The following is a 23071-nucleotide window of genomic DNA, read 5'->3' on the forward strand; positions in this document are numbered from 1 at the left end:
GCCATTTTGACACCCGGGGCCGGCCTCGCACCCGGCCGCCGGACTCATGCGACGACGCCGTCGTCCCGCACGAGCGAATCGCCGGTCGCACCTTCCGCTACCACCTACCGAGCCGAATCGCCGGCCGCACCCCTCGACACCACCCGCACGAGCCGAATCATCAGCAGTCCCCTCATGACACCACCACACGCGAGTCGGATCACCGGCCGCGCCTTCCCGACACCACCCCCACACGACCACAAGGAGATCAGCATGTCCTGGGGCGCCACGTCCCCCACCCGGCCCCTGCCACCCGCCACCGTTCCCCTCCTGGAGCACCCGGCGAGGCCCTGCTACGCCGCCCGCACCAGCCGGGAGAGCGGCGACCTAGCGCCGGCCAGCAGCGCCGCACGGGTCGGTCGTGCCGCGCAGGTCGGTCGTGCCACGTGGGCCGGTGGTGCCGCGTGGGCCGGTCGGGCCGTGTTCGGTGGGGTGGGGCGGTGAGGCCGGCGCTGGTCCTGGCCGCGCACGGCACGCGCAGCTCAGCCGGGGAGCACACCCTGTCGGCCCTGGCCGAGACCGTCCGCAGAGCCCGCCCAGGCCGGCGGGTGGAGCTCACCTACCTGGAGATCAGCTCGCCCCTCCTCGCGGAGGTCCTGCCGGTGGTACGCGGCCCGGTGGTCGTGGTGCCGCTGCTGCTGGCCGGCGGCTACCACGCGCACATCGACCTCCCAGAGGTCATCGCCGAACACCGCCCGGACGCGGTGGTGGCCGGCTGGCTCGGCCCGCACCGGCTGCTCACCTCGGCCCTGACCCGCAAGCTGGCGCGGGCCGGCCTGCGCGGTACGGACGCCGTCCTGCTCGGCGCCGCCGGCTCCTCGGACCCGGCCGCCCTCGCCGACGTGCGCGCCGCCGCCCACCAGCTCGCCGTCCGCCTGGCCCGCCCGGTGACGGCCGCCTTCGCCTCGGCCGGGACCCCCACGATCGAGGAGGCCATCGAACGGCTCCGCTCGACCCCGGCCGCCCGCATCGCCATCGCCTCGTACGTCCTCGCCCCCGGCTTCTTCCACGACCGCCTGGCCTCCTCGGGTGCCGAACTGGTCAGCGACCCGCTCGGCGCGGACCCGGACGTGGCCGCCCTGATCTGGCGCCGCTACGACGAGGCCCTGCGCCGCAACCACACGGCTCCCACCCCTCGTCCCACCCACCGCGAGCACCCGACCCCCGTCCCGGACATAACGCGCCGCGACCCCGCGACCCCCAGTACTCAGCCCCTCCACCGCCGACACGCCTGACGCCTCACCTCAGCCCGCGCACTCTCCGCCGATCCGCCTGCGAGCACGCCTCGCCCTCCGACCCCTCTCGCCCGCCGACCCGCCCCGCTGACACGTCGAGTCCCACCGACACTCCGCACCTCGGCCGCCCCACTCGCCTTCGCCGGCACGCCCGACGCCGCACGCGTCACCTTCGCCGACCCGTCCGCCGGCACGCCTGAAGCCGCACGCCCATTTCGCCGACCTGCTCGTCGGCACGCTTGAAGCCGCACGCCGTACCTTCGCCGACCTGCTTGGAGTCACACGCCTCACCGTCGCCCCCGCGCCCCGGCCTCCTCGGTTCCGCTCGCACCCGGGGAGGCCGGCACCACGCCGGGTGCCGAAGGCGGGCTCGCGGTCAGGCGGGCTGCTGGGCGGTGGTGGGTTCGAGGCGTAGTTCGCGGACGATCTCGAGGGCGCTGGCCTCGCGGGTGGGCCCGGCGTCGGCGCCGACGAACATCTCGATGTAGGCGCGGTGGAAACAGCCCGCGACCAGCAGCCGGGCGCTCGCCTCCGGGTCGGCGTCGGCGCGCACCCGCCCGAGCCGCTGCTCGGCCGCCAGGTACGCGGCCAGCGGCGCGGTCTCCGTGCGCGGCCCGAGACCGGTGTCGCGGATGGCCTGCCGGAACCGGACGGTCACGTTGGGCGAGGTGAAGGCGGGCAACGCGGCACTCTGTACGTCTATGTAGTAGTCGATCCCCGCCAGCGCGACAGGAAAGAGGTTGTCCGAGACCGACCCTTTCCCGCTGCGATGGGACAGATCATGAAGAATGCTCAGCCAGAGCGGAAGCCGATCCTGCAGCAGGGCGAGGAACTGATCCACCGAGCCGCCGGTGCGGTCCTCCCGGAGCGAGACGGCCATCTCGAGGACGCGCCGCCGGGTGTCCTGGCTCCTCTGGTGGGGGTCAACGTGGGATGTCGCCATGGCATGCCTAACGTGCGCGGTCGAGTTGGCAGGCATTCGTGCGAACGAGAACCTCTCGGGCCATCTGCAGCCCAACATGATGCAATCTTCTACAGGTTCCCGATTATTACCCCAAACCACAAAGATTTGGTGGATTCAATCCCTGCAATTCAGCTGTCAGTGTCGCGATCCCTGCGCCGCAGGTAGCGTTCGAACTCGGCCGCGATCGCATCTCCGCTGGCCTCGGGCAACTCGGCCGCGTCCTTGCGCTCCTCCAGCTCCTTCACGTATTCGGCCACCTCGCTGTCCTGGGAGGCGAGCTCGTCGACGCCGCGCTCCCACGCCCTGGCCTCCTCGTCGAGGTCGCCGAGCGGCATCGGGATCTCCAGGACGTCCTCCAGCCGGCGCAGCAGCGCCAGCGTGGCCTTCGGGTTGGGCGGCTGGGCGACGTAGTGGGGCACCGACGCCCACAGCGAGATCGCGTCGAGCTGCGCCTGGCCGAACGCGTGCTGCAACACCCCCACGATGCCCGTCGGGCCCTCGTAGCGGCTCAGCTCCAGGTTGGTCGAACGGGCCAGCCCCGAGTTGGTGGCGCCGCCGAGGATCGGCACCGGGCGGGTGTGGGGCGAGTCGTTGAGCAGCGCGCCCAGCATGACCGCCATCTCGATGCCCAGCTCGCGGCAGATGTAGACGATGTCGGCGCAGAACGAGCGCCAGCGCATGTTGGGCTCGATGCCGCGCAGCAGCACCACGTCACGGTCGAGGCCCGGAGGCCGGGCGCGCAGCAGCCGCGTCGTCGGCCAGACGATCGACTGGGTCAGACCGTCGTTCATCTCGACCACCGGCCTGGTGACCTGGAAGTCGTAGTAGTCGTCGGGGTCGAGCGCGATGAGCGGCTCGGCCTTCCACGCGGACTCGAGATGGGCGATCACACCGCTGGAGGCCTCGCCCGCGTCGTTCCACCCCTCGAACGCGGCAATGAGCACCGGGTCGACGAGCTCGGGGAGCCCTTCGAGCTCAATCACGTGTCGCCTCCTCTCCATCGTCCCGCTAAGCCTATGCGGTCAGCCGGCGTCAACGTCACCGATCTCCCCCCGAACGCGGGCTTCCACGCACGCGCCGACGTCCCAGTTGGCGCGCGTGCCGCCGGAGGAGCCGCGGGGGAGCGGCCGGGCCGGCCGGCCCGGGAGCGCGGGCGCAACGGCCGCGGGGGACGGGCCCGCCCATGCGACGGCAGGTCAAACGCCTGCTCGAACGTGCCGCGCACGGTCTTCCGTCGCCACGCCAGGGCATCACACGGCCACCTCCGCCTGCCGGCCCCCGCCGGGCGGCGTACCTGAGTGCCGTTCGCGATGCGCGAACTCCCGCCGGGCAGCCCTGCGAGGGCGCGTCCGCCCCCGTTCGCGACGCGCGAACAGCGGAAGCGGACGCCGCCCCTCGCGCGCCGACGCAGGGCGAGGAGGCGGCCGGGGACGGCCGCCGGGCGGTCAGCGGCCGCCGTCGGTCGTGTGGACGACGAGGACGTCGCACGCGGCCCGATGCGTCACCGCCGACGGCACCGACCCGAGCAGCCGCCCGGCCAGGCTGTTGAGCCCCCGGTTGCCCACCACGAGCAGGTCGGCGCGGTGCCGGGCGGCCGCGGCGATGAGCACGTCCACCGCGTCCCCCTGGTCCGCGGTCAGCACGACGTCGGTCGCGCCCGCCGCCGCGGCGTGCTCGCGGGCCGCGCGCAGGGCGTCGTCCGCGGGGGTGGACCCCGTCACCTTGTACGCCAGCTCGCCGAGCCGGTCAGCGGCGGCGGCCCGTTCGCTCTCCCGCATGGGCAGGTACGCGCAGGTCAGCACGAGCGTGGCCCCGGTCGCCGCGGCCAGGGACGCCGCGGCGGAGACGGCCCTGAAGGAGGAGGCCGAGCCGTCGGTCCCGACGAGGACGGTGCGATAGGCCATGAAGCCTCCTGCCGGACGTCATCACACAATTGACAGCACGTACAATAGCGGCCCCGTTCGTGCCGCGCAGCAGGCGGAGCCCGTACGGCGGAGGACGGGGGAGAGCGCGGGAGGCGCCCGCCGGAAAGCGCGGCGGAGGCGGGGGAGCACATGCGGCGGGGGAGGGGGAGCGGCCGCTCGCGGAAGGCTCCGGAGACGCACCCGATAAGCTCTACCCCATGAGCGCCTCCCCGTCCTTCCGAGAAGTCTTGTCCCAGCGCGTCGTCGTGGCCGACGGGGCGATGGGCACGATGCTGCAGGCCCAGGACCCCACGCTCGACGACTTCCACGGTCACGAGGGCTGCAACGAGGTGCTCAACGTCACCCGTCCCGACATCGTGCGCGGCGTCCATGACGCCTACTTCGCGGTCGGCGTCGACTGCGTGGAGACCAACACGTTCGGCGCCAACCTGGCCGCGCTCGGCGAATACGACATCCCCGAGCGCGTCTTCGAATACTCCGAGGCGGGCGCCAGGATCGCCCGCGAGGCCGCCGACCACTGGGCCACGCCCGACCAGCCCCGCTTCGTGCTCGGCTCCATGGGCCCCGGCACCAAGCTCCCGACCCTCGGCCACCTGCCGTACGCGAGCCTGCGCGACGCCTACCGCGACAACGCGGCCGGCCTGATCGCGGGCGGCGCCGACGCGCTGATCATCGAGACCTGCCAGGACCTGCTCCAGGTCAAGGCCGCCGTCGTCGGCGCCAGGCGGGCCATTGAGGCGGCCGGCCGCGACGTGCCGATCATCGCCCAGGTGACGATCGAGACCAACGGCGCGATGCTGCTCGGCTCCGAGATCGGCGCCGCGCTGACCGCGATCGAGCCGCTCGGCGTCGACGTCGTCGGCCTCAACTGCGCGACCGGCCCGGCCGAGATGAGCGAGCACCTGCGCTACCTCGCCCGCCACTCGCGGCTCAAGCTGTCCTGCATGCCCAACGCCGGCCTGCCCGTGCTCACCTCCGACGGCGCCTACTACCCGCTCACCGCGGAAGAGCTGGCCGGCGCCCACCAGTCCTTCGCCGGCGACTACGGCCTGTCCCTGGTCGGCGGCTGCTGCGGCACCACCCCCGAGCACCTGCGCCAGGTGGTCGAGCGGGTGCGCGGCAAGGAGGTCGCCCGCCGCCGCCCGCACCCCGAGCCCGGCGCCTCCTCGCTCTACCAGAGCGTCCCGTTCCGCCAGGACACCTCCTACCTGGCCATCGGCGAGCGCTGCAACACCAACGGCTCCAAGGCCTTCCGCGAGGCCATGCTGGAGGGCCGCTGGGACGACTGCGTCGAGACGGCGCGCGACCAGGCCCGCGGCGGCGCTCACATGCTCGACCTGTGCGTCGACTACGTCGGCCGCGACGGCGTCGCCGACATGAAGGAGCTGGCCTTCCGCTTCGCCACCGCCTCCACGCTGCCGATCATGCTCGACTCGACCGAGCCCGCCGTGCTGCAGGCCGGCCTTGAGATGCTGGGCGGGCGCGCCGCGGTCAACTCCGTCAACTACGAGGACGGCGCGGGCCCCGACTCCCGCTTCCAGAAGATCATGCGTCTCGTCCGCGAGCACGGCTCGGCCGTGGTCGCCCTGACCATCGACGAGGAGGGCCAGGCCCGCACCGCCGAGTGGAAGGTGCGCGTGGCCACCCGCCTGGTGGAGGACCTGACCACCAACTGGGGCATGCGCGTCGAGGACATCATCGTCGACTGCCTCACCTTCCCCATCGCGACGGGCCAGGAGGAGACCAGGCGCGACGGCCTGGAGACCATCGAGGCCATCCGCGAGCTCAAGCGCCGCTACCCGGGCGTGCAGACGACGCTCGGCCTGTCCAACATCAGCTTCGGCCTCAACCCGGCCGCCCGCATGGTGCTCAACTCGGTGTTCCTCAACGAGTGCGTCAACGCCGGGCTCGACTCCGCCATCGTGCACGCCTCCAAGATCCTGCCGATGGCCCGCATCCCCGACGAGCAGCGCCAGGTCGCGCTCGACATGGTCTACGACCGCCGCCGCGAGGGCTACGACCCGCTGCAGCGGTTCATGGACCTGTTCGAGGGCGTCGACGCGGCCGTCATGCGCGCGGGCAAGGCCGAGGAGCTGGCCGCGCTGCCGCTGTGGGAGCGGCTCAAGCGGCGCATCGTCGACGGCGAGAAGAAGGGCCTGGAGGCCGACCTCGACACGGCGCTCGAGCAGCGGCCCGCCCTGGAGATCATCAACGACGTGCTGCTCGACGGCATGAAGACGGTCGGCGAGCTGTTCGGCTCCGGGCAGATGCAGCTGCCGTTCGTGCTGCAGTCGGCCGAGGTGATGAAGACCGCCGTGGCCTACCTCGAACCTCACATGGACCGCGTCGAGGGCGAGACCAAGGGCCGCATCGTGCTGGCCACCGTCAAGGGCGACGTGCACGACATCGGCAAGAACCTCGTGGACATCATCCTGTCCAACAACGGCTACCAGGTCGTCAACCTCGGCATCAAGCAGCCGGTGTCGGCCATCCTGGAGGCCGCCGACGAGCAGAAGGCCGACGTCATCGGCATGTCGGGGCTGCTGGTGAAGTCGACCGTCATCATGAAGGAGAACCTGGAGGAGATGAACTCCAGGAAGCTCGCCGAACGCTATCCCGTGCTGCTCGGCGGCGCCGCCCTGACCCGCGCCTACGTGGAGCAGGACCTCGCCGAGGTGTTCCAGGGCGAGGTGCGTTACGCCCGCGACGCGTTCGAGGGGCTGCGGCTGATGGACGCGTTCATGGCCGTCAAGCGCGGCGTCGCCGGCGCGACGCTGCCGCCGCTGCGCGAGCGGCGGGTCAAGACCGGCGCGACGCTGGTCCGCACCCCCGTCGAGGCGCTGCCGGCCCGCTCCGACGTGGCCGCCGACAACCCGCTGCCGCGGGCGCCCTTCCACGGCGACCGCGTCGTCAAGGGCATCTCGCTGAACGAGTACGCCGCCTTCCTCGACGAACGGGCACTGTTCCTCGGCCAGTGGGGGCTCAAGCCCACCAGGGGCGGCGACGGGCCCGGCTACGACGAGCTGGTCGAGACCGAGGGCCGGCCGCGGCTGCGCATGTGGCTGGAGCGCATGCAGACCGAGGGCCTGCTGGAGGCGGCCGTCGTCTACGGCTACTTCCCGTGCGTCTCCGACGGCGACTCGCTCATCATCCTCGGCGACGACGGAGCCGAGCGCACCCGCTTCACCTTCCCGCGCCAGCGCCGCGACCGGCACCTGTGCCTGTCCGACTTCTTCCGCGGCAAGGACACCGGCGAGGTCGACGTCGTCGGCTTCCAGGTGGCCACCATGGGATCGAAGATCTCCGAGGCCACCGCCGAGCTGTTCGCCAAGGACGCCTACCGCGACTACCTGGAGCTGCACGGCCTGTCGGTGCAGCTGACCGAGGCGCTGGCCGAATACTGGCACGCCCGGGTCCGCTCGGAGTGGGGGATCGGCGGCGACGAGTCGCTCGACGACATGCTCAAGGTCAACGTCCAGGGCTGCCGTTACTCCTTCGGCTACCCGGCCTGCCCCAACCTGGAGGACCAGCGGCAGCTGTTCGAGCTGCTGGAGCCCGAGCGCATCGGGGTGACGCTGTCGGAGGAGTTCCAGCTCCACCCGGAGCAGGCGACCTCCGCACTGGTCGTCCACCACCCCGAGGCGAAGTACTTCAACGTCTGAGCGGCCGGGAACGACGACACGGGCGCGCCTGCACGGGCGCGCCCGCACAGGCGCGACGACACGGGCCTGAGGACACCGGGCCCGGCGAACACGGGCGTGACGACATCAGACGTATCGGGGGCGGGATGGACGCGGTCTTCTTCGACATGGACGGGCTGCTCGTCGACAGCGAGCGGGTCTGGCTGGAGATCGAGACCGGCGTGATGGCCAGGCTCGGCGCCGAGTGGACGCCCGAGCACCAGACCCACCTGGTCGGCGGGTCCATGGAGAGCACGATCGGCTACATGCTGGCCGTGTCGGGGGCCGGCGTGGCGCCGGAGACGGTACGCGAGTGGATGGTCACCGGCATGGTGGCCCGGCTGACCGCCGGGGTGGACGTCATGCCGGGCGCCTCCGAGCTGCTCGACGCCCTGCGCGCCGAGCGGGTGCCGGTGGCCCTGGTCACCTCCTCGCTCGGCGAGATCGCCGACGCCGTGCTCAAGAGCGTCGGCAGGGACCGTTTCGACGCCGTGGTCACCGCCGACGACGTCACCCGTACCAAGCCCGACCCCGAGCCGTACCTGACGGCCGCGAAGCTCCTCGGCGTGGAGCCGGTGCGCTGCGTGGTCCTGGAGGACTCCCCGAACGGCGTGGCCGCCGCCACGGCGGCCGGCTGCGCCGTGGTGGCCGTGCCGAGCCTGCTGCCCATCGAGCGGGCGCCGGGACGGCGGGTCGTCTCCTCCCTGACCGAGATCAGGGTCGCGGACCTGAGAACTCTCGTGGCCTCTTAGTCGTTCCCCTAAGGGGAAAGTGGTTCTCACGGAGGAGGCGCAAGGGCCTCCGCGTGCCAGGATGGATATCCAGAGCCACGATGAAGGGGCGGCGAGATGGAGACCTTTAACGCGATCGCCTGGCTGCCACTGTGCGCCGGAGTGACCATAGCCGGGCTGGTCCTGGCCTTCCTGACCTTCAGACGCAGGGGAGCGGCGGCCGGCATGCGGATGACGGCGTGGGCGTTGCTGCCCGTGGCCGCCTACCTCACCGGCGCGCTGCAGACGCTCTGGACCGTCGGCAGCGCCGTGGTGAGCTTCGTGACCAGCCTGGTGTTCAACCCGACCGTGTGGATCGGCGTGGCCGTGGCGGGCCTGTCGGCGGTGCTGTTCGTGGTGTCGGGCGTGATGCGCGGCCGCAAACTGTCCGCGGGCAGGGGCCTGGGCAGGAAGAAGAGGACGGGCGGCGACACGCCCGGGACGGAGCAGGCCGTGCCACCGGCGCAGGCCGCTCCCGCCGTGGGGCAGAAGCCTGCCGCGGGACAGAAGACGACGCAGCCGCTGCCGAAGCCCGCGCCGCGCAAGGCCGCCAAGGCCGACGACGACTTCTCCGACATCGAAGAACTCCTCAAACGCCGCGGTATCAGCTGAGCCCGGGCTCTGTCACAGTTCCGAGACGTAACCGGGACGGGCCGTAGACATTCACATCAAGATCGATACGAATGAGTTTCGCGTCAATCACAGATCGGCCACATAGCGGCCTGAGGGACTAGTCAGCGCAGCTCAGGCCATAGATTCTGCCTCCTGGGGTCGCGACTCGCGGTCTAAAGTCAGTACGCGATAGAGAGCGTCGTCTGGGCAGCAGGGGGCAATTCGGCATGACCGCACCGCTAGACGTTTCCGGTTCCGCCGCAGAAGCGCATCCGGAGTCGGTGCTCGCGGGAGCGGGCAAGGCCATCCAGGGCCGCTCGCTCTCCCGGATCGCCTGGATGCGGCTGCGCCGCGACAAGATCGCCCTCGGGGGCGGCCTCATCGTCGTGCTGCTCATCCTGGTGGCGATCTTCTCCGGACCCATCATCGCCGCGTTCGGGCACCCGCCGCTGGAGTTCCACCAGGACGCGATCGACCAGAGCACGCTCCTGCCCAAGGGCGCCTTCGGCGGGATGAGCAGCGAATACCTGCTCGGCGTCGAGCCGGTCAACGGCCGCGACATCTTCAGCCGGATCGTCGCGGGCGCGTGGATCTCGCTGCTCATCGGCTTCCTGGCCACTCTGCTCTCGGTCGTCATCGGCACCACGCTGGGCGTCGTCGCCGGCTACTTCGGCGGCTGGGTCGACCAGGTCATCGGCCGCCTCATGGACGTCTTCCTGGCCTTCCCGCTGCTGGTCTTCGCCATCGCGCTGGCGGGCGTCATCCCCGACAAGGGCTTCGGCCTGGAGGGCAACGGCCTGCGCATCGCGATGCTGATCTTCATCATCGGCTTCTTCAGCTGGCCCAGCATCGGCCGCATCGTCCGCGGCCAGACCCTGTCGCTGCGCGAACGCGAATTCGTCGACGCGGCCAAGAGCCTCGGCGCCCGCCACGGCTACATCCTCTTCCGCGAGGTCCTGCCCAACCTGCTGGCGCCGATCCTGGTCTATGCCACGCTGCTCATTCCGACGAATATCCTGTTCGAGGCGGCGCTCTCGTTCCTGGGCGTCGGCATCAACCCGCCCACCCCGACCTGGGGAGGGATGCTCTCCGAGGCGGTCCGCTTCTACACGCTGCCCCACTTCGTGCTCTTCCCGGGTCTGGCGATCTTCATCACCGTCCTGGCCTTCAACGTGTTCGGCGACGGGCTGAGGGACGCCTTCGACCCGCGTGCACGCTGAACTTCGCTCAATCCCCCACCTCACTAATCAAGGGGTTAGTCAATGAGAAGGAAACACGCACTGGCCGGAGCCGCGACAGCGGCGCTCGCCCTGGTGCTCTCCGCCTGTGGCGGCGGTGGCGGAACATCCCAGCAGCCCGCCCAGACGGCCGCCGGCGGCGGCGCGCAACCCGCGTTCAACGCCGCGCTGACGCAGGTGTACAACCCGTCGACGAAGAAGGGCGGCACGCTCAAGGCCGCCCACTCGGCCGACTGGGACAGCCTCGACCCCGGCGACACCTACTACGGCTACTCGTTCAACTTCGGCCGCTTCTACTGGCGGACGCTGACGATGTACAAGCCGGGCCCCGGCCCCGAGGGCAACACCGTCATCCCCGACCTGGCCGAAGGGCTCGGCACGCCCAGCGATGACGGCAAGACCTGGACGTACAAGCTCAAGAGCGGCCTGAAGTACGAGGACGGCACTCCCATCACGGCCAAGGACGTCGCCTACGCGGTGGCCAGGTCGTACGACAAGGAGACCTTCCCGCACGGCCCCTCCTACCTCAACGAGCTGCTCGACTGGCCGAAGGACTTCAAGGGCGTCTACAAGTCCGCCGACGTGGACTACAAGTCGGCCGTCGAGGCGACCGACGACAGCACGGTCGTCTTCCACCTGAAGAAGCCGTTCGCGTCCATGGACTACATCGTGCAGATGCCGATGAGCGCGCCGGTGCCGAAGGACAAGGACACGGGCGCCAAGTACAAGGAGAAGGTCCTCTCCTCGGGCCCGTACAAGTTCGAGACGAACGAGATCGGCAAGCGCTTCACGCTCGTCCGCAACGACCAGTGGGACCCGGCGACCGACCCCAACCGCCCGGCGCTGCCGGACCGGATCGAGGTCCAGCTCAACGTCAACGCCGATGACCTGGACAACCAGCTCATCTCCGGCGACATCGACCTCGACATCCCCGGCACCGGCCTGCAGCCGGCCGCCCTGGGCAAGGTCCTGCCCGACCCGGCGCTGAAGGCCCGCACGGACAACCCGACGATCCCCAGGCTCTGGTACGTCTCGGTCATCCCGGACAACCCGCCCATGGACAACGTCGAGTGCCGCAAGGCCGTCATGTGGGCGGCCGACCGCGTCGCCAACCAGACCGCCTACGGAGGCCCGCTGGCCGGCGGCGACATCGCCACCAACGTCATGCCGCCGCCCATCGTCGGCCAGGAGAAGTTCGACCTCTACACCACGCCCGAGAACAAGGGTGACGTGGCCAAGGCCAAGGAGGCGCTGACCGCCTGCGGCCAGCCCAACGGCTTCTCCACCACCATGGCCTTCCGCTCCGACCGCCCCCGCGAGAAGGCGCTGGCCGAGGCGATGCAGCAGGCGCTGGCCAAGGTCAACATCAAGGTCGAGCTCAAGGGCTTCCCCGGCTCCAGCTACTTCTCCGACTACGCGGGTAACACCGACTACGTCAAGAAGAACGGCATCGGCCTGGCCGGCCACGGCTGGGGCTCCGACTGGCCCGACGGATACGGCTTCATGCAGGCCATCGTCGACAGCCGGACCATCCGCAAGGCCGGCAACTACAACCTCAGTGTCAAGAACCCCGAGGTCGACAAGCTGATCGACCAGGCCTCCTCCGAGCTCGACGAGACGGCCCGCGCCAAGCTGTGGGTCGACGTCGACAAGAAGGTCATGGAGGACGCCTCCATCCTTCCGGTCGTGTGGGCCAAGTCGCTGCTCATGCGCGGCACGCGCGTGACCAATGTCGCCTACAACGAGGGCCAGAGCATGTACGACTACATCTTGCTCGGCGTCGAGTGACCAGGCGAGGTTCGGGGATCTAGCGAAGGCAGGTGAAGGCAGGAGTGGCCCGCCCGCCGCGGGCGGGCCACTCGGCCGGTAGCGGTGGTCACATACATCATCAGGCGTCTTATCGGCGCGTTCGCCATGCTGATAGTGATCAGCATGGTCACGTTCGGCATCTTCTTCGTCGTGCCGCAGTGGGCCGGGGCGACACCCGAGGCTCTCGCGTCGCGTTACGTCGGCCGGGCGGCCACACCGGAGACGGTCCACCTGGTGGCCGAGCGGCTCGGCTTCAACGACCCGGTGGTCGTGCAGTACGGCAGGTTCGTCAAAGGCCTGTTCACCGGCGCCGAGTACGACTACGGCGCGGGTGTCGAGCAGTGCCCCGCACCCTGCTTCGGCTACTCCTTCATCAGCGGGCAGCCCGTCTGGCCGGACCTGGTCGACCGATTGCCGGTCACCTTCTCCCTGGCCGTCGGAGCCGCGATCATCTGGGTGCTGGCCGGCGTGAGCGTGGGCGTGATCTCCGCGCTGCGCAGAGGCAGCTTCTTCGACCGCCTGTCCATGGGCACCGCGCTGGCGGGCGTGTCACTGCCGATCTTCTTCACCGGCATGATCTCCCTGGTCGTCTTCAGTTACGGCCTCGGCTGGACACCACCGGGCGGCGCGTGGACGGACTTCACCGTCAACCCGGCACAATGGGCCTTCAACCTGCTGCTGCCGTGGATCACGCTGGCGTTCCTGTTCGCCGCCGGATACGCGCGCCTGACCCGCGCCGGGATGCTGGAGACGATGGGCGAGGACTACATCCGCACGGCCAGGGCCAAGGGCCTGCGCGAGGGCAAGGTCGTGGTCAAGCACGGCCTGCGCGCCGCGCTCACCCCGATCCTGACCCTGTTCGGCATCGACTTCGGCCTGCTCATCGGCGGCGCCGTCCTCACCGAGACCACCTATACTCTGCCCGGGCTCGGCCAGTTCGCCATCCTGGCCATCAGGAACCAGGACCTGCCCCAGGTGATGGGCGTGGTGCTGGTGGCCGCCGGCTTCGTGGTCGTCGCGAGCCTGATCGTCGACCTCCTGTACGCGGTGGTCGACCCGAGGGTGAGGTTGTCGTGAGCTTTCTTGACGTCAAGGACCTGAAGATCCACTTCCCGACGGACGACGGGCTGGTCAAGTCCGTCGACGGGCTGTCGTTCGGCGTCGAGCGCGGCAAGACCCTCGGCATCGTGGGCGAGTCGGGCTCCGGCAAGAGCGTGACCAGCCTCGGCGTGCTCGGCCTGCACAAGGGCGGCCGCGCGCGGATCAGCGGCGAGATCTGGCTCGACGGTGAGGAGCTCAACGGCGCCAGCGCCGAGTACGTCCGCCGGCTGCGCGGCAAGAAGATGGCGATGATCTTCCAGGATCCGCTGTCGTCGATGCACCCCTACTACACGGTCGGCCACCAGATCATGGAGGCCTACCGGATCCACAACGACGTCTCCAAGCAGGTGGCCCGCAAGCACGCCATCGACATGCTCGGCCGCGTCGGCATCCCCGAGCCCGCCGGCCGGGTCGACAGCTACCCGCACGAGTTCTCCGGCGGCATGCGCCAGCGCGCCATGATCGCCATGGCGCTCTCCTGCGACCCCGAACTGCTCATCGCCGACGAGCCGACCACCGCGCTCGACGTGACCGTGCAGGCCCAGATCCTCGATCTCATGCGCGACCTGCAGCGCGAGTTCAACTCCGCGCTGATCGTCATCACGCACGACCTCGGCGTGGTGGCCGAGCTGTCCGACGACATCCTCGTCATGTACGGCGGCAAGTGCGTCGAATACGGCAGCGCCGACGACATCTTCTACCGGCCGGAGCACCCCTACACCTGGGGGCTGCTGGGCTCCATGCCCCGCCTCGACCGCGAGCCCACCGAACGGCTGCTGCCGATCAAGGGCTCACCGCCGTCCCTGATCAACGTGCCGCAGGGCTGCGCCTTCCACCCCCGCTGCCCGTACGCCGAGCGCACCGGCGGCAAGGCCCTCACCGAGGTGCCCGCCCTCGCCGAGACCGAGGGAGGCCACCTGGTGCGCTGCCACATGAGCAGGAGCGAGCGCCAAGGCCTATGGGAGAACGAGATCAAGCCAGTGCTGGAGATCCAGTGAGCGAGAATCAGCCGCTTCTGTCCGTGCAGAACATGGAGAAGCACTTCCCCGTCACCAAGGGCCTGCTCAAAAGGCAGGTCGGCGCCGTCAAGGCCGTCGACGGGATCAGCTTCGAGGTGTTCAAGGGCGAGACGCTCGGCCTGGTGGGCGAGTCGGGCTGCGGCAAGTCCACCACGGGACGGCTGGTCACCAGGCTGCTCGAACCCACGGCCGGCAAGGTCGTCTTCGAGGGCGAGGACATCACGCACATGAGCCAGGGCCGGCTCCGGCCGCTCCGGCGCGACATGCAGATGATCTTCCAGGACCCGTACTCGTCGCTCAACCCCCGCCACACGGTCGGCGCCATCGTCGGCGCGCCCTTCCGCATCCAGGGCGTCAAGACCGAGAACGGCGTCAAGAAGGCCGTCCAGGACATCCTGGAGATGGTCGGGCTCAACCCCGAGCACTACAACCGCTACCCGCACGAGTTCTCCGGCGGGCAGCGGCAGCGCATCGGCATCGCCCGCACCCTCGCGCTCAAGCCCAAGCTGATCATCGCCGACGAGCCGGTCTCCGCGCTCGACGTGTCGATCCAGGCCCAGGTCGTCAACCTGCTCGAAGACCTGCAGAACGAGCTGGACCTGACCTACGTCGTGATCGCCCACGACCTGTCGGTGGTCCGCCACATCAGCGACCGGGTCGCGGTCATGTACCTCGGCAAGATCGTCGAGGTGGCCGACCGCAAGCGGCTCTACAGCTCGCCCATGCACCCGTACACCAACGCGCTGCTGTCCGCCGTGCCCGTGCCCGACCCGAAGGTGCGCAAGGACCGCGAGCGCATCCGGCTGACCGGCGACGTGCCCAGCCCGCTCAACCCGCCGCCCGCCTGCCGCTTCCACACCCGCTGCTGGAAGGCGCAGGAGGTCTGCAAGACGGTCGAGCCGCCGCTGGCGGAGCTGGCCAGCGGCCACCAGGTGGCCTGCCACTTCCCGGAGAACGTGACCGAGCCGGCCGCGGAGACACCCGCCAAGACCGGCTGACCGCCCGTCCGGCGTGCCCCCGCGAGGCGCGCCGGACGTGCGGGCTCAGGAGATGGCGCCCGGCGTGATCAGGCCCGTCTCGTACGCCAGCACCACCGCCTGCACGCGGTCACGCAGCCCCAGCTTGGTCAGCACGTTGCCCACGTGCGTCTTCACCGTCGTCTCGCTCACCACGAGCTTGGCCGCGATCTCGGCGTTGGACATGCCCTTGGCGATCAGCCGCAGCACCTCCAGCTCCCGCTCCGTCAGCCGGTCCAGCCGCGCGGGCGCGGCCTGCTCGTACGCCGACGGCAGCCGCGCCGCGAACCGGTCCAGCAGCCGCCGGGTCACGCTCGGCGCCACGATCGCGTCGCCGGCGGCCACCACCCGGATGGCCTGCACCAGCTCGTCCGGCGGCACGTCCTTCAGCAGGAACCCCGACGCGCCCGATCGCAGCGCCTCCACGATGTACTCGTCCAGGTCGAACGTCGTCAGCACCAGCACCTTCGGCACGTGCGCCGCCGGCGCCGCCTCCCGCACGATCCGGCGGGTCGCCTCGATGCCGTCGACCCCGGGCATCCGGATGTCCATCAGCACCACGTCGGGCAGCAGCGCCCTGGTCTGCTCCTGAGCGTCCTTGCCGTCCCCCGCCTGCCCCACCACCGTGATGTCGGGCTCGGCCTCGAGGATCAGGCGGAATCCGGTACGCAGCAGCGGCTGGTCGTCCACCAGCAGCACTCTGATCGTCATAGACCGTCCTTCAACGGGAACCTCGCCCGCACTTCGAAACCGCCCCCCGGTAGCGGACCGATGCTGAGGATTCCACCATAGAGGGCGACGCGCTCGCGAATGCCCACCAGACCATGCCCTGACGGCAGCGACACCTCGCCGTCCCTGCCGTCGCCGCTCTTGCCGCCGTTGCCGTCGTCGCGTACCTCCACATCCAGCTCGCCCGGATCGTGGCGGACGGTCACCACCGCCTTCACCCCCGCCCCCGCGTGCCGCAGGCTGTTGGTCAGCCCCTCCTGGACCAGCCGGTAGGCCGCCAGGTCCACCCCGGCGGGCAGCGGCACCGGCTCGCCCTCCACCCGCAGCGACGTGGGCAGCCCCGCCTCGCGCATCTGCTCCACCAGCGACGGCAGATCCCGCACGCCCGGCTGCGGGCCCAGCTCCGCGCGCGCGTCCGTGCGCAGCACACCCACGATGTTGCGCATCTCCGTCATCGCCAGCCGGCCCGTGTGCTCGATCGCCGACAGCGCCTCACGGGCCAGGTCGGGGTCGGCGGCCAGCACCCGCCGCGCCGCCGCCGCCTGCACGGTCATCACGCTGACGTGGTGGGCCACCACGTCGTGCAGCTCGCGGGCGATCCTCGACCGCTCCTCGGCCCGCGCCGCCCTGGTGTCGGCCGCGTGCGCCCGCTCCAGCCTGGCCGCCCGGTCCTTCAGCTCCTCCAGGTACGCCCGGCGCAACCGCAGGCTGCGGCCCGCCCCCCACACCGCCACCAGCACCACCGCGAAGACCACGTGCTCGTTCGGCCCGGACGCCATGACCGGGCCCGCCACCGCGCCGACCGCGTAGGTCGTCACCGCCAGCAGCAGCGCGCCCAGCGCCACCGCCAGCCCCCGATGGGAGGCCACCGAATAGAGCAGCACCATGCCGGACAGCGCCGACACGCCCGTGCCGTAACCGGCCACGTCGAGCAGCGCCTCCGGCACCAGCCCCGCGCACAGCGCCGCCAGCGGCCAGCGGCGGCGCACGGCCACCGGCGCGCACGCCAGCACCACCAGCAGGGCGCCGAGCGGGTCGGGCGCGCGCACGCCCTCGGCCGGCAGCCCTTCGGCCTGCAGCCGGGCGGGCCCGTAGAGCACGAACTGCGCCACGGAGGCCGCGGCCACCACCCCGGCCAGAACCGTGTCGTGGAGCCCGCTCCGATCTATGCGCACCGCTTCACTGTAAGACCAGGTGAGAGCCCGGAACCTCCTCCCACGGGAGGATAAGCGCGATCCGCCTGGTCGTCCCCGCCGGCCGGTCAGAGCTCGTCGGTCGCGGCGCGGCGGCTGCTGCGCACGGTGTCGCCCGGCTGCCGGTCGGGCACCGGCGGCGGGGTGCCGCCGAACTCCGGGCACAGCGCCTGGTGATCGCACCAGTCGCACAGCCGGCTCCTGCGCGCCCGCCACTCGCCCGACTCCAGCGACCGCTCGATCGCCGCCCACAACGCCATCACCTTGCGCTCGGTGGCCAGCAGGTCGGCCTCGTCGGGCGCGTACCGCAGCACCTCGCCCCGGCCGCCCAGATAGACCAGCTGCAGCAGCCGCGGGACCTGCCCGCGCAGCCGCCACAGCACCAGCGCGTAGAACTTCATCTGAAACAGCGCCTTGGCCTCGAAGTCGGGCCCCGGCGCGTTGCCCGTCTTGTAGTCGACCACCCGGACCTCACCGGTCGGCGCGACGTCGAGCCGGTCGACGTAGCCGCGCAGCATCAGGCCGCCGTCGAGCACCGCCTCCACGTAGAGCTCCCGCTCGGCCGGCTCCAGCCGGGTCGGGTCCTCCAGCGTGAAATAGCGCTCCAGCATGCCGCGCGCCTGATCCAGCCACTCCGCCTGCTCGGCCGCGTCGGCGAACATCTGCGCGTATTGCGGCTCCTCGGCCAGTAACCGCTGCCACTGCGGCTCCAGCAGCTCCAGCGCGGCCGGGACCGAACGCCGGGGCGCGGGCAGGTCGTAGAGGCGCTCCAGGACCGCGTGGACCACCGTGCCACGCACCGCCGCCTGCGACGGCTTCTCGGGCAGCCGGTCGATCACCCGGAAGCGGTAGAGCAGCGGACATGTCATGAAGTCGCCCGCCCGGGACGGGGAAAGAGCTCCGATGATCACCGGTTCGGTCAACGTCATGCACCGCACTCTAGGTCAAGAGCCCGACAGAATAACTCCCGCGGGACGAGGATCACGTGATCCGGCGCGTAGCATCAAGGCAGCAACAGCACGTAAATGGACGTTCAAGGAGTGCGGTGAGCGAGCAGAGCCCGCGGCAGGAGTTCTCCGGCATCCGGATGGGGAAGCCGTTCGGTATTCCGGTGTACGTGTCGTGGACGTGGTTCCTGGTGGCGGCGTTCATCACCGTCATGTTCGGCCCCCGGATGCGGCAGATGCTGCCCGACCTCGGCGAGTTCGCCGCGTACGGGGTCGCGTTCCTGTTCGCCGTGCTGCTCTACGTCTCGGTGCTGCTGCACGAGCTGGCCCACAGCGTCCTGGCCAAGTCCTACGGCCTGCCGGTCCGCCGGATCACCCTCTACCTCCTCGGCGGCGTCTCGGAGATCGAGAAGGAGCCGCCCACGCCGGGCAAGGAGTTCATGGTCGCCGCCGCGGGCCCCGCGCTCTCGCTCGGGCTGGCCGGCGCCGGCCTGGCCGCCGACGTGTGGCTGATCAACGACGGCGGCATCCTCGAGGCGCTGACCTGGCAGCTGTGGTTCGCCAACCTCATCGTCGGCGTGTTCAACCTGCTGCCGGGGCTGCCGCTCGACGGCGGCAGGATGTTGCGCGCCGGCGTCTGGAAGCTCAGCGGCAACCCGGGCTCCGGCACCGTCGTGGCGGCCTGGGGCGGGCGGGTGCTGGCCGTGGCGCTGGTGGTCTTCCCGGTGACGACCGCGCTGACGAGCGGGCGCGCCCTCGACACCGTCGACCTGGTGTGGCCGCTGGTGCTGTCCGCGTTCATCTGGATGGGCGCCAGCCAGTCGCTGCGCATCGCCAAGATCCGCCAGCGCATCCCGCGGGTCAACGCGCGCGCCCTGGCCCGCAGGGCCATCCCGGTGACCGCGGAGACACCGCTCGCCGAGGCGCTGCGGCAGGCCGGCGAGCAGCGGGCGGGCGCGATCGTCGTCGTCGACCACGAGGGCAGGCCCGTGGCCATCGTCAGCGAGGCCGCCGTCCAGGCCACCCCCGAGCACCGCCGCCCATGGGTGAACGCCGGCGCCGTGGCCAAGTCGCTGGAGCCCGCCATGATGCTGGGGGCCGGGCTGGAGGGAGAGGCGCTCATCGACGCCATGCGCGAGGCGCCGGGCAGCGAATACCTGCTCATCGAGGACGGCGGCGAGATCTTCGGGGTGCTCGCCACGGCCGATGTGAACCGGGTTTTCACAGGCGTCTGATTTGTCCCACTCGTTTCTGCGGCGACCCATCGATAGGGTCGTGTCCAGCAGTTTCGGGCTCCGGGGCCGCCTCAGACGATTTCAGCGATGCGACGACTGGCCGATAGTGTGCTGTTTGGCCAAACTTGCACAGTTAAGAGGTTTGTTGCGATCCGCGGTTCATCGAATCGAGACGGCGGGCCCGCGACACGGCCTCGCCGTCTGGGTATGCGTATGGCTGGTGGCCGGCACGGCAGTGCGGGTGCCGTAACATCGCCGGTTTCCGGGGAGGAGAGTTGAGTGACCGAGCGCAGCGAGGGCACCGATGAGCGCAGCACGGTCGTCATGAGGAGGGGCGCATGAGCGGCCAAGGCTTCGGAGTGGTGCGTCCGCTTCCTGGAAACGGGCTGGTCGCCTACGTGGGCGGGCTGCTGCTGGTCTGCGACTCGGCCGAGTCCGCCGCCGACGACCTGCTGGAGGCGCTGCGCGAGACGGCCGCCGCGGGCGGCGACGGCCGTGCCCTGGCCCGCAGGGCCGCCCAGGTGCTCGCCGCCAACATGGCCGGCGACCCCACCACGTGCGCGGTCGCCGGGCCCGTCGGCGACGGCGTCGCCGTCCTGGTCAGCGGCTCGGCCGCGGCCACCATCGGCACCGCCGCCGGCGAGACGCGGCTGGCCGGCAGCGACTCCCTGACCTGGGCCGACCGCCTCGTCACCAGCACCGTCGAACGCGTCGAGCTCAGCCTGCCCGGCGCCGGCAGCCCGCACCCCGCGGTCCGCTTCGAAGGCGGCATCGTGCACGGCGGCGGCCTCATCGGCGACCTCACCGACCAGCCCGCGGCCTCCGCCCCGGCCGCCTCGGCGTCCGCGGCCCAGTCCAGGCCGCTGACCAGCGAGATGCCCGCCACCGCCTTCCACCTGGAAGCCGACCTGATCCAGCCGCCGGCCCAGCAGCCCGTCGAACGACCCCCGTACCCGCTCGCCGACCAGCCGCCGATCCAGCCCGGCCCGCCCTCCGGCCCCCAGCCCGCGCCGTCGGCCGTCGAGCAGCCGCCCTACCAGCCCCCGGAGCAGCCGCCCTACCTGCCGCCGCAGGAGCCCGCCTACCAGCCCCCGCACGAGCCCCCGTTCCAGGCGCCGCACGAGCCGCCGTTCCAGCAGGAGTCGCCGTTCCAGCAGGAGCCGGCCTTCCACCAGGAAGCCCCCTACCAGCAGGAGCAGCCGCCCCCGCTGCCCGAGCCGCAGCAGTTCCCCTCCTACGACGAGCCGCCGCCCGCCGGCAACGGCGACCAGCAGGTCCCGCAGCACCTCGGCCCGCCCGACCACTTCGACCAGCCCGCACCGCCCCTGCTCGGCCCGCCCGACCACTTCGACCAGGGCCCGCCGCAACAGGAGCAGCAGCAGGCCGAACACGGCGACCGCCCGCTCGTCTACGGCGTCGACTGCAAGAACGACCACTTCAACGACCCCCGCGTCCCCTACTGCGCCGTCTGCGGCATCGCCCTCGTGCAGCGCACCCTCGTCCCCTACAAGGGCCCGCGCCCGTCGCTCGGCGTCCTCATCCTCGACGACGGCACGGCCCTGCCCCTGGAGAGCGACTACCTCCTCGGCCGCGACCCGGAGCGCGCGCCCGAGGTGGCCGGCGGCAACGCCAGACCCGCCAAGGTGACCAGCCCCGACGGCTCCGTCTCCCGGCGTCACCTGCGGGTGGCGCTCGACGGGTGGGACGTCAACCTGGTCGACCTGGGCTCGGTCAACGGCACCCAGATCCAGCCACCCGGCGACCCCAACTTCTACGACATCCCACCCAACGAGCCCGTCACCATCGCGCCGGGGACCACGGTCCGCGTGGGGGTGTCCCGCACCCTGCGCTTCGAGGCGCACCGAGGCTAGCCGGGGACGTCGCCGCCTGCCGCCCGCGCCCCGGACGAACCTCCGGGGCCGGGTGCCGCGCTGTGAACGCCCGGGGTCGGGTGCCGCGCTGCGACCTCGGGGCTGGGCACCGCGGTGTCGGCCCCGTCATAGGCCGTCCGTCCTGCTCGGGCCTGCGATCGTGCCCGACGCCACCCCTTGACCGAGCGCTCCCGCTCAACGCCGCCCCTTGACGGGCTCCGCTCCTCGATCGGCTTCGCCTTTGACCGAGCACGCCCCCTGCTCGGCTCCGCTCCGCTCCTTGACCGGCTCTGGGGCTCGCCCCACTCCGCCGCTCGACTCACTCCGTCGGCTGGCCAACCGCTCCGGGGGCAGGCGCGCATCGAGCCGGGACCTCGAGGACGCCTCTGGACACCCCGGGATCATGCCGCCGCAGCTCGCACACAACCGCGAACCGGGCACCGCACGCCTGGGCACCGCACGCCTGGGCACCGCACGCCCGCGTACCGCGCGCCTGGACACCACGTGGCTCGGGCACCACGCACCCGGACGGGATCGCACGTGTCGCGCGGGGAGCGTGCTCGGTCAAGAAGTGGTGGAGGCCGGTTCGGCGGAGGGTGTCAGGAACTCACGGGCGCCACGCAGGCGGGTCCTGAGCCGTTCTTGTGTCGCCGAGCAGTCCAGCCGTACCGCCACCGGGCCGGTCACCCGGGCGTTGGCACGGCGTCCGGTCGAGAGACGGGTGGCGTCGAGGCCGTCGCGGCGGGCGATGAGCACCCCCATCTCGTACCGGCTCACCGCGTCGGAGCCCGCCACGTGCTGGACGCCCGAGTGTCCCTGTACCGCCAGCTCCAGCAGCGCCGCCGCCAGGTCGGAGACGTGCACCGGGCACCGTATGTCATCCGTGAACAGCACCCCTGTGCGAGACCCTGAGGCCAGCGAGTGCACCAGCGCCTCGTGCGCCGACTCGCCGCGCCCGACGATCAGCGACGTCCTGGCGATGGCGGCATCCGGCAGCACGGCCCGGACGGCCGTCTCGGCCGCCGCCTTCGCCGCACCGTACGGGCTGATGGGGTCGGGGGAGCAGGACTCGTCGTAGGAGAAAGTCGTACCGGAGAAGACGACGTCACTGGAGACGTGCACCAGCCGGCCACCCGCCGCCGCGACGGCCGCCGCCACGTTCGCCGCGCCGTCGGCCGTGGTCGTCCAGTCGGCCTGACGGTACGCGGCGTTGATCGTCACCTCGGGCCCGAACGCCCTCACCACGTCGGCGAAGCCGGACCGCGAACGCACATCCACCCGCAGCCACTCGGCATCCGTGGCCTTCGCGCCGGTCCCGGACAGGTAGGTCGCGCCCACCTCATGCCCTGCTGCGGCGCACAACTGCACGAGCTCGCGGCCCAGAAATCCGCTCCCGCCGACGATGAGCACTCTCACGATCGGTCACGCTACTCCACACGGACATGCACTTATTGATCAGGACAAATCTTTCCGGCCTTGCTCGGTCCGCTTCGTCCGGCCCCGGCCCTGCTCGGTCCCGCTCTGCTCGGTCCCGCCTTGCCTCCTCGCCTCGGTCCGGCTTGTTCGTCTCGACCCGGAGCCAACACCGGACCTGCACCGAAAGAGGCACCGGCGCCGGACCTGAGTCGAACCAGCAGGGCCTCACGCGAGAACCGAACTACACCACTCCGCAGGACGTGACCCGTGAC

The 23071-nt window shown here is 71.1% G+C and carries 18 protein-coding genes; 11 read left to right on the plus strand and 7 right to left on the minus strand.

The features are described 5' to 3' along the window. Positions 1-479 precede the first annotated feature (479 nt). Positions 480-1274, plus strand: a complete 795-nt coding sequence (locus OIE67_RS13155; RefSeq protein WP_326639932.1) for a sirohydrochlorin chelatase — start codon at positions 480-482, stop codon at positions 1272-1274. 376 nt (positions 1275-1650) lie between these two features. Here the strand turns inward: OIE67_RS13155 and OIE67_RS13160 are convergent, their stop codons facing one another. The 3 genes from OIE67_RS13160 to OIE67_RS13170 form a co-directional block, all read right to left on the minus strand. Continuing rightward, a complete protein-coding gene (locus OIE67_RS13160) occupies positions 1651-2154 on the minus strand; it encodes a TetR/AcrR family transcriptional regulator C-terminal domain-containing protein (protein WP_326639934.1) in 504 nt (167 codons plus the stop codon). 212 nt (positions 2155-2366) lie between these two features. Further along, positions 2367-3221: a PAC2 family protein gene (locus OIE67_RS13165; protein ID WP_326639936.1), complete on the minus strand. Its 855-nt coding sequence runs from the start codon at positions 3219-3221 to the stop codon at positions 2367-2369. Positions 3222-3683: 462 nt separating this feature from the next. Next, complete coding sequence (locus OIE67_RS13170) at positions 3684-4142, minus strand: universal stress protein (RefSeq protein WP_326639938.1); 459 nt, start codon at positions 4140-4142, stop codon at positions 3684-3686. 218 nt (positions 4143-4360) lie between these two features. On the opposite strand from OIE67_RS13170, the gene metH reads away from it, so the two are divergent. The 8 genes from metH to OIE67_RS13210 all read left to right on the plus strand — a co-directional run bounded on the left by metH (position 4361) and on the right by OIE67_RS13210 (position 15390). Further along, positions 4361-7825, plus strand: a complete 3465-nt coding sequence (gene metH / locus OIE67_RS13175) for a methionine synthase (RefSeq protein ID WP_326639940.1) — start codon at positions 4361-4363, stop codon at positions 7823-7825. Between the two features lie 125 nt (positions 7826-7950). Next, complete coding sequence (locus tag OIE67_RS13180; protein WP_326639942.1) at positions 7951-8595, plus strand: HAD family hydrolase; 645 nt, start codon at positions 7951-7953, stop codon at positions 8593-8595. Between the two features lie 96 nt (positions 8596-8691). After that, positions 8692-9225, plus strand: a complete 534-nt coding sequence (locus OIE67_RS13185; protein WP_326639945.1) for a cellulose synthase — start codon at positions 8692-8694, stop codon at positions 9223-9225. Positions 9226-9452: 227 nt separating this feature from the next. Beyond that, positions 9453-10445 carry an ABC transporter permease gene (locus OIE67_RS13190; protein WP_326639947.1) on the plus strand — a complete coding sequence of 331 codons (993 nt, stop codon included), beginning with the start codon at positions 9453-9455 and terminating at the stop codon, positions 10443-10445. A 42-nt stretch (positions 10446-10487) separates the two neighbouring features. Then, the gene (locus OIE67_RS13195; RefSeq protein WP_181308466.1) at positions 10488-12251 is read left to right on the plus strand and encodes an ABC transporter substrate-binding protein; all 1764 of its coding nucleotides are present in this window, start codon (positions 10488-10490) and stop codon (positions 12249-12251) included. 84 nt (positions 12252-12335) lie between these two features. Then, positions 12336-13349, plus strand: coding sequence for an ABC transporter permease (locus OIE67_RS13200; protein WP_106250122.1), 1014 nt, complete (start codon positions 12336-12338; stop codon positions 13347-13349). Next, entirely contained in the window at positions 13346-14371 is a 1026-nt protein-coding gene (locus OIE67_RS13205; RefSeq protein WP_326639951.1) for an ABC transporter ATP-binding protein, read from the plus strand. The genes OIE67_RS13200 and OIE67_RS13205 overlap by 4 nt, the downstream gene beginning before the upstream one ends. Continuing rightward, positions 14332-15390, plus strand: coding sequence for an ABC transporter ATP-binding protein (locus tag OIE67_RS13210; RefSeq protein ID WP_326639953.1), 1059 nt, complete (start codon positions 14332-14334; stop codon positions 15388-15390). The genes OIE67_RS13205 and OIE67_RS13210 overlap by 40 nt, the downstream gene beginning before the upstream one ends. A 45-nt stretch (positions 15391-15435) precedes the next feature. Here OIE67_RS13210 and OIE67_RS13215 read toward each other — a convergent pair whose 3' ends face one another. From OIE67_RS13215 to OIE67_RS13225, 3 genes are all read right to left on the minus strand, one after another. Then, complete coding sequence (locus OIE67_RS13215) at positions 15436-16119, minus strand: response regulator (RefSeq protein WP_106250117.1); 684 nt, start codon at positions 16117-16119, stop codon at positions 15436-15438. After that, entirely contained in the window at positions 16116-17312 is a 1197-nt protein-coding gene (locus OIE67_RS13220; RefSeq protein ID WP_326639956.1) for a sensor histidine kinase, read from the minus strand. The genes OIE67_RS13215 and OIE67_RS13220 overlap by 4 nt, the downstream gene beginning before the upstream one ends. An 86-nt stretch (positions 17313-17398) precedes the next feature. Further along, positions 17399-18259: a RecB family exonuclease gene (locus tag OIE67_RS13225; RefSeq protein WP_106250114.1), complete on the minus strand. Its 861-nt coding sequence runs from the start codon at positions 18257-18259 to the stop codon at positions 17399-17401. A 116-nt stretch (positions 18260-18375) separates the two neighbouring features. Here OIE67_RS13225 and OIE67_RS13230 point away from each other — a divergent pair, with 116 nt between their 5' ends. Next, positions 18376-19512, plus strand: coding sequence for a site-2 protease family protein (locus OIE67_RS13230; protein WP_326639959.1), 1137 nt, complete (start codon positions 18376-18378; stop codon positions 19510-19512). Between the two features lie 338 nt (positions 19513-19850). After that, the gene (locus OIE67_RS13235) at positions 19851-21383 is read left to right on the plus strand and encodes an FHA domain-containing protein (RefSeq protein WP_326639961.1); all 1533 of its coding nucleotides are present in this window, start codon (positions 19851-19853) and stop codon (positions 21381-21383) included. A gap of 564 nt (positions 21384-21947) precedes the next feature. Here OIE67_RS13235 and OIE67_RS13240 read toward each other — a convergent pair. Then, the gene (locus OIE67_RS13240; protein ID WP_326639963.1) at positions 21948-22799 is read right to left on the minus strand and encodes a sugar nucleotide-binding protein; all 852 of its coding nucleotides are present in this window, start codon (positions 22797-22799) and stop codon (positions 21948-21950) included. Between the last annotated feature and the right edge of the window lie 272 nt (positions 22800-23071).

The organism is Nonomuraea fuscirosea (genome assembly GCF_035917475.1).
Lineage (GTDB): Bacteria > Actinomycetota > Actinomycetes > Streptosporangiales > Streptosporangiaceae > Nonomuraea > Nonomuraea fuscirosea.

Coding starts and splice junctions, on each gene's coding strand:
- OIE67_RS13160 (WP_326639934.1), bottom strand. CDS start 2,154: ATGGCCGTCTCGCTCCGGGAGGACCGCACCGGCGGCTCGGTGGATCAG.
- OIE67_RS13170 (WP_326639938.1), bottom strand. CDS start 4,142: ATGGCCTATCGCACCGTCCTCGTCGGGACCGACGGCTCGGCCTCCTCC.
- metH (WP_326639940.1), top strand. CDS start 4,361: ATGAGCGCCTCCCCGTCCTTCCGAGAAGTCTTGTCCCAGCGCGTCGTC.
- OIE67_RS13180 (WP_326639942.1), top strand. CDS start 7,951: ATGGACGCGGTCTTCTTCGACATGGACGGGCTGCTCGTCGACAGCGAG.
- OIE67_RS13185 (WP_326639945.1), top strand. CDS start 8,692: ATGGAGACCTTTAACGCGATCGCCTGGCTGCCACTGTGCGCCGGAGTG.
- OIE67_RS13190 (WP_326639947.1), top strand. CDS start 9,453: ATGACCGCACCGCTAGACGTTTCCGGTTCCGCCGCAGAAGCGCATCCG.
- OIE67_RS13195 (WP_181308466.1), top strand. CDS start 10,488: ATGAGAAGGAAACACGCACTGGCCGGAGCCGCGACAGCGGCGCTCGCC.
- OIE67_RS13210 (WP_326639953.1), top strand. CDS start 14,332: ATGGGAGAACGAGATCAAGCCAGTGCTGGAGATCCAGTGAGCGAGAAT.
- OIE67_RS13215 (WP_106250117.1), bottom strand. CDS start 16,119: ATGACGATCAGAGTGCTGCTGGTGGACGACCAGCCGCTGCTGCGTACC.
- OIE67_RS13225 (WP_106250114.1), bottom strand. CDS start 18,259: ATGACGTTGACCGAACCGGTGATCATCGGAGCTCTTTCCCCGTCCCGG.
- OIE67_RS13235 (WP_326639961.1), top strand. CDS start 19,851: ATGAGCGGCCAAGGCTTCGGAGTGGTGCGTCCGCTTCCTGGAAACGGG.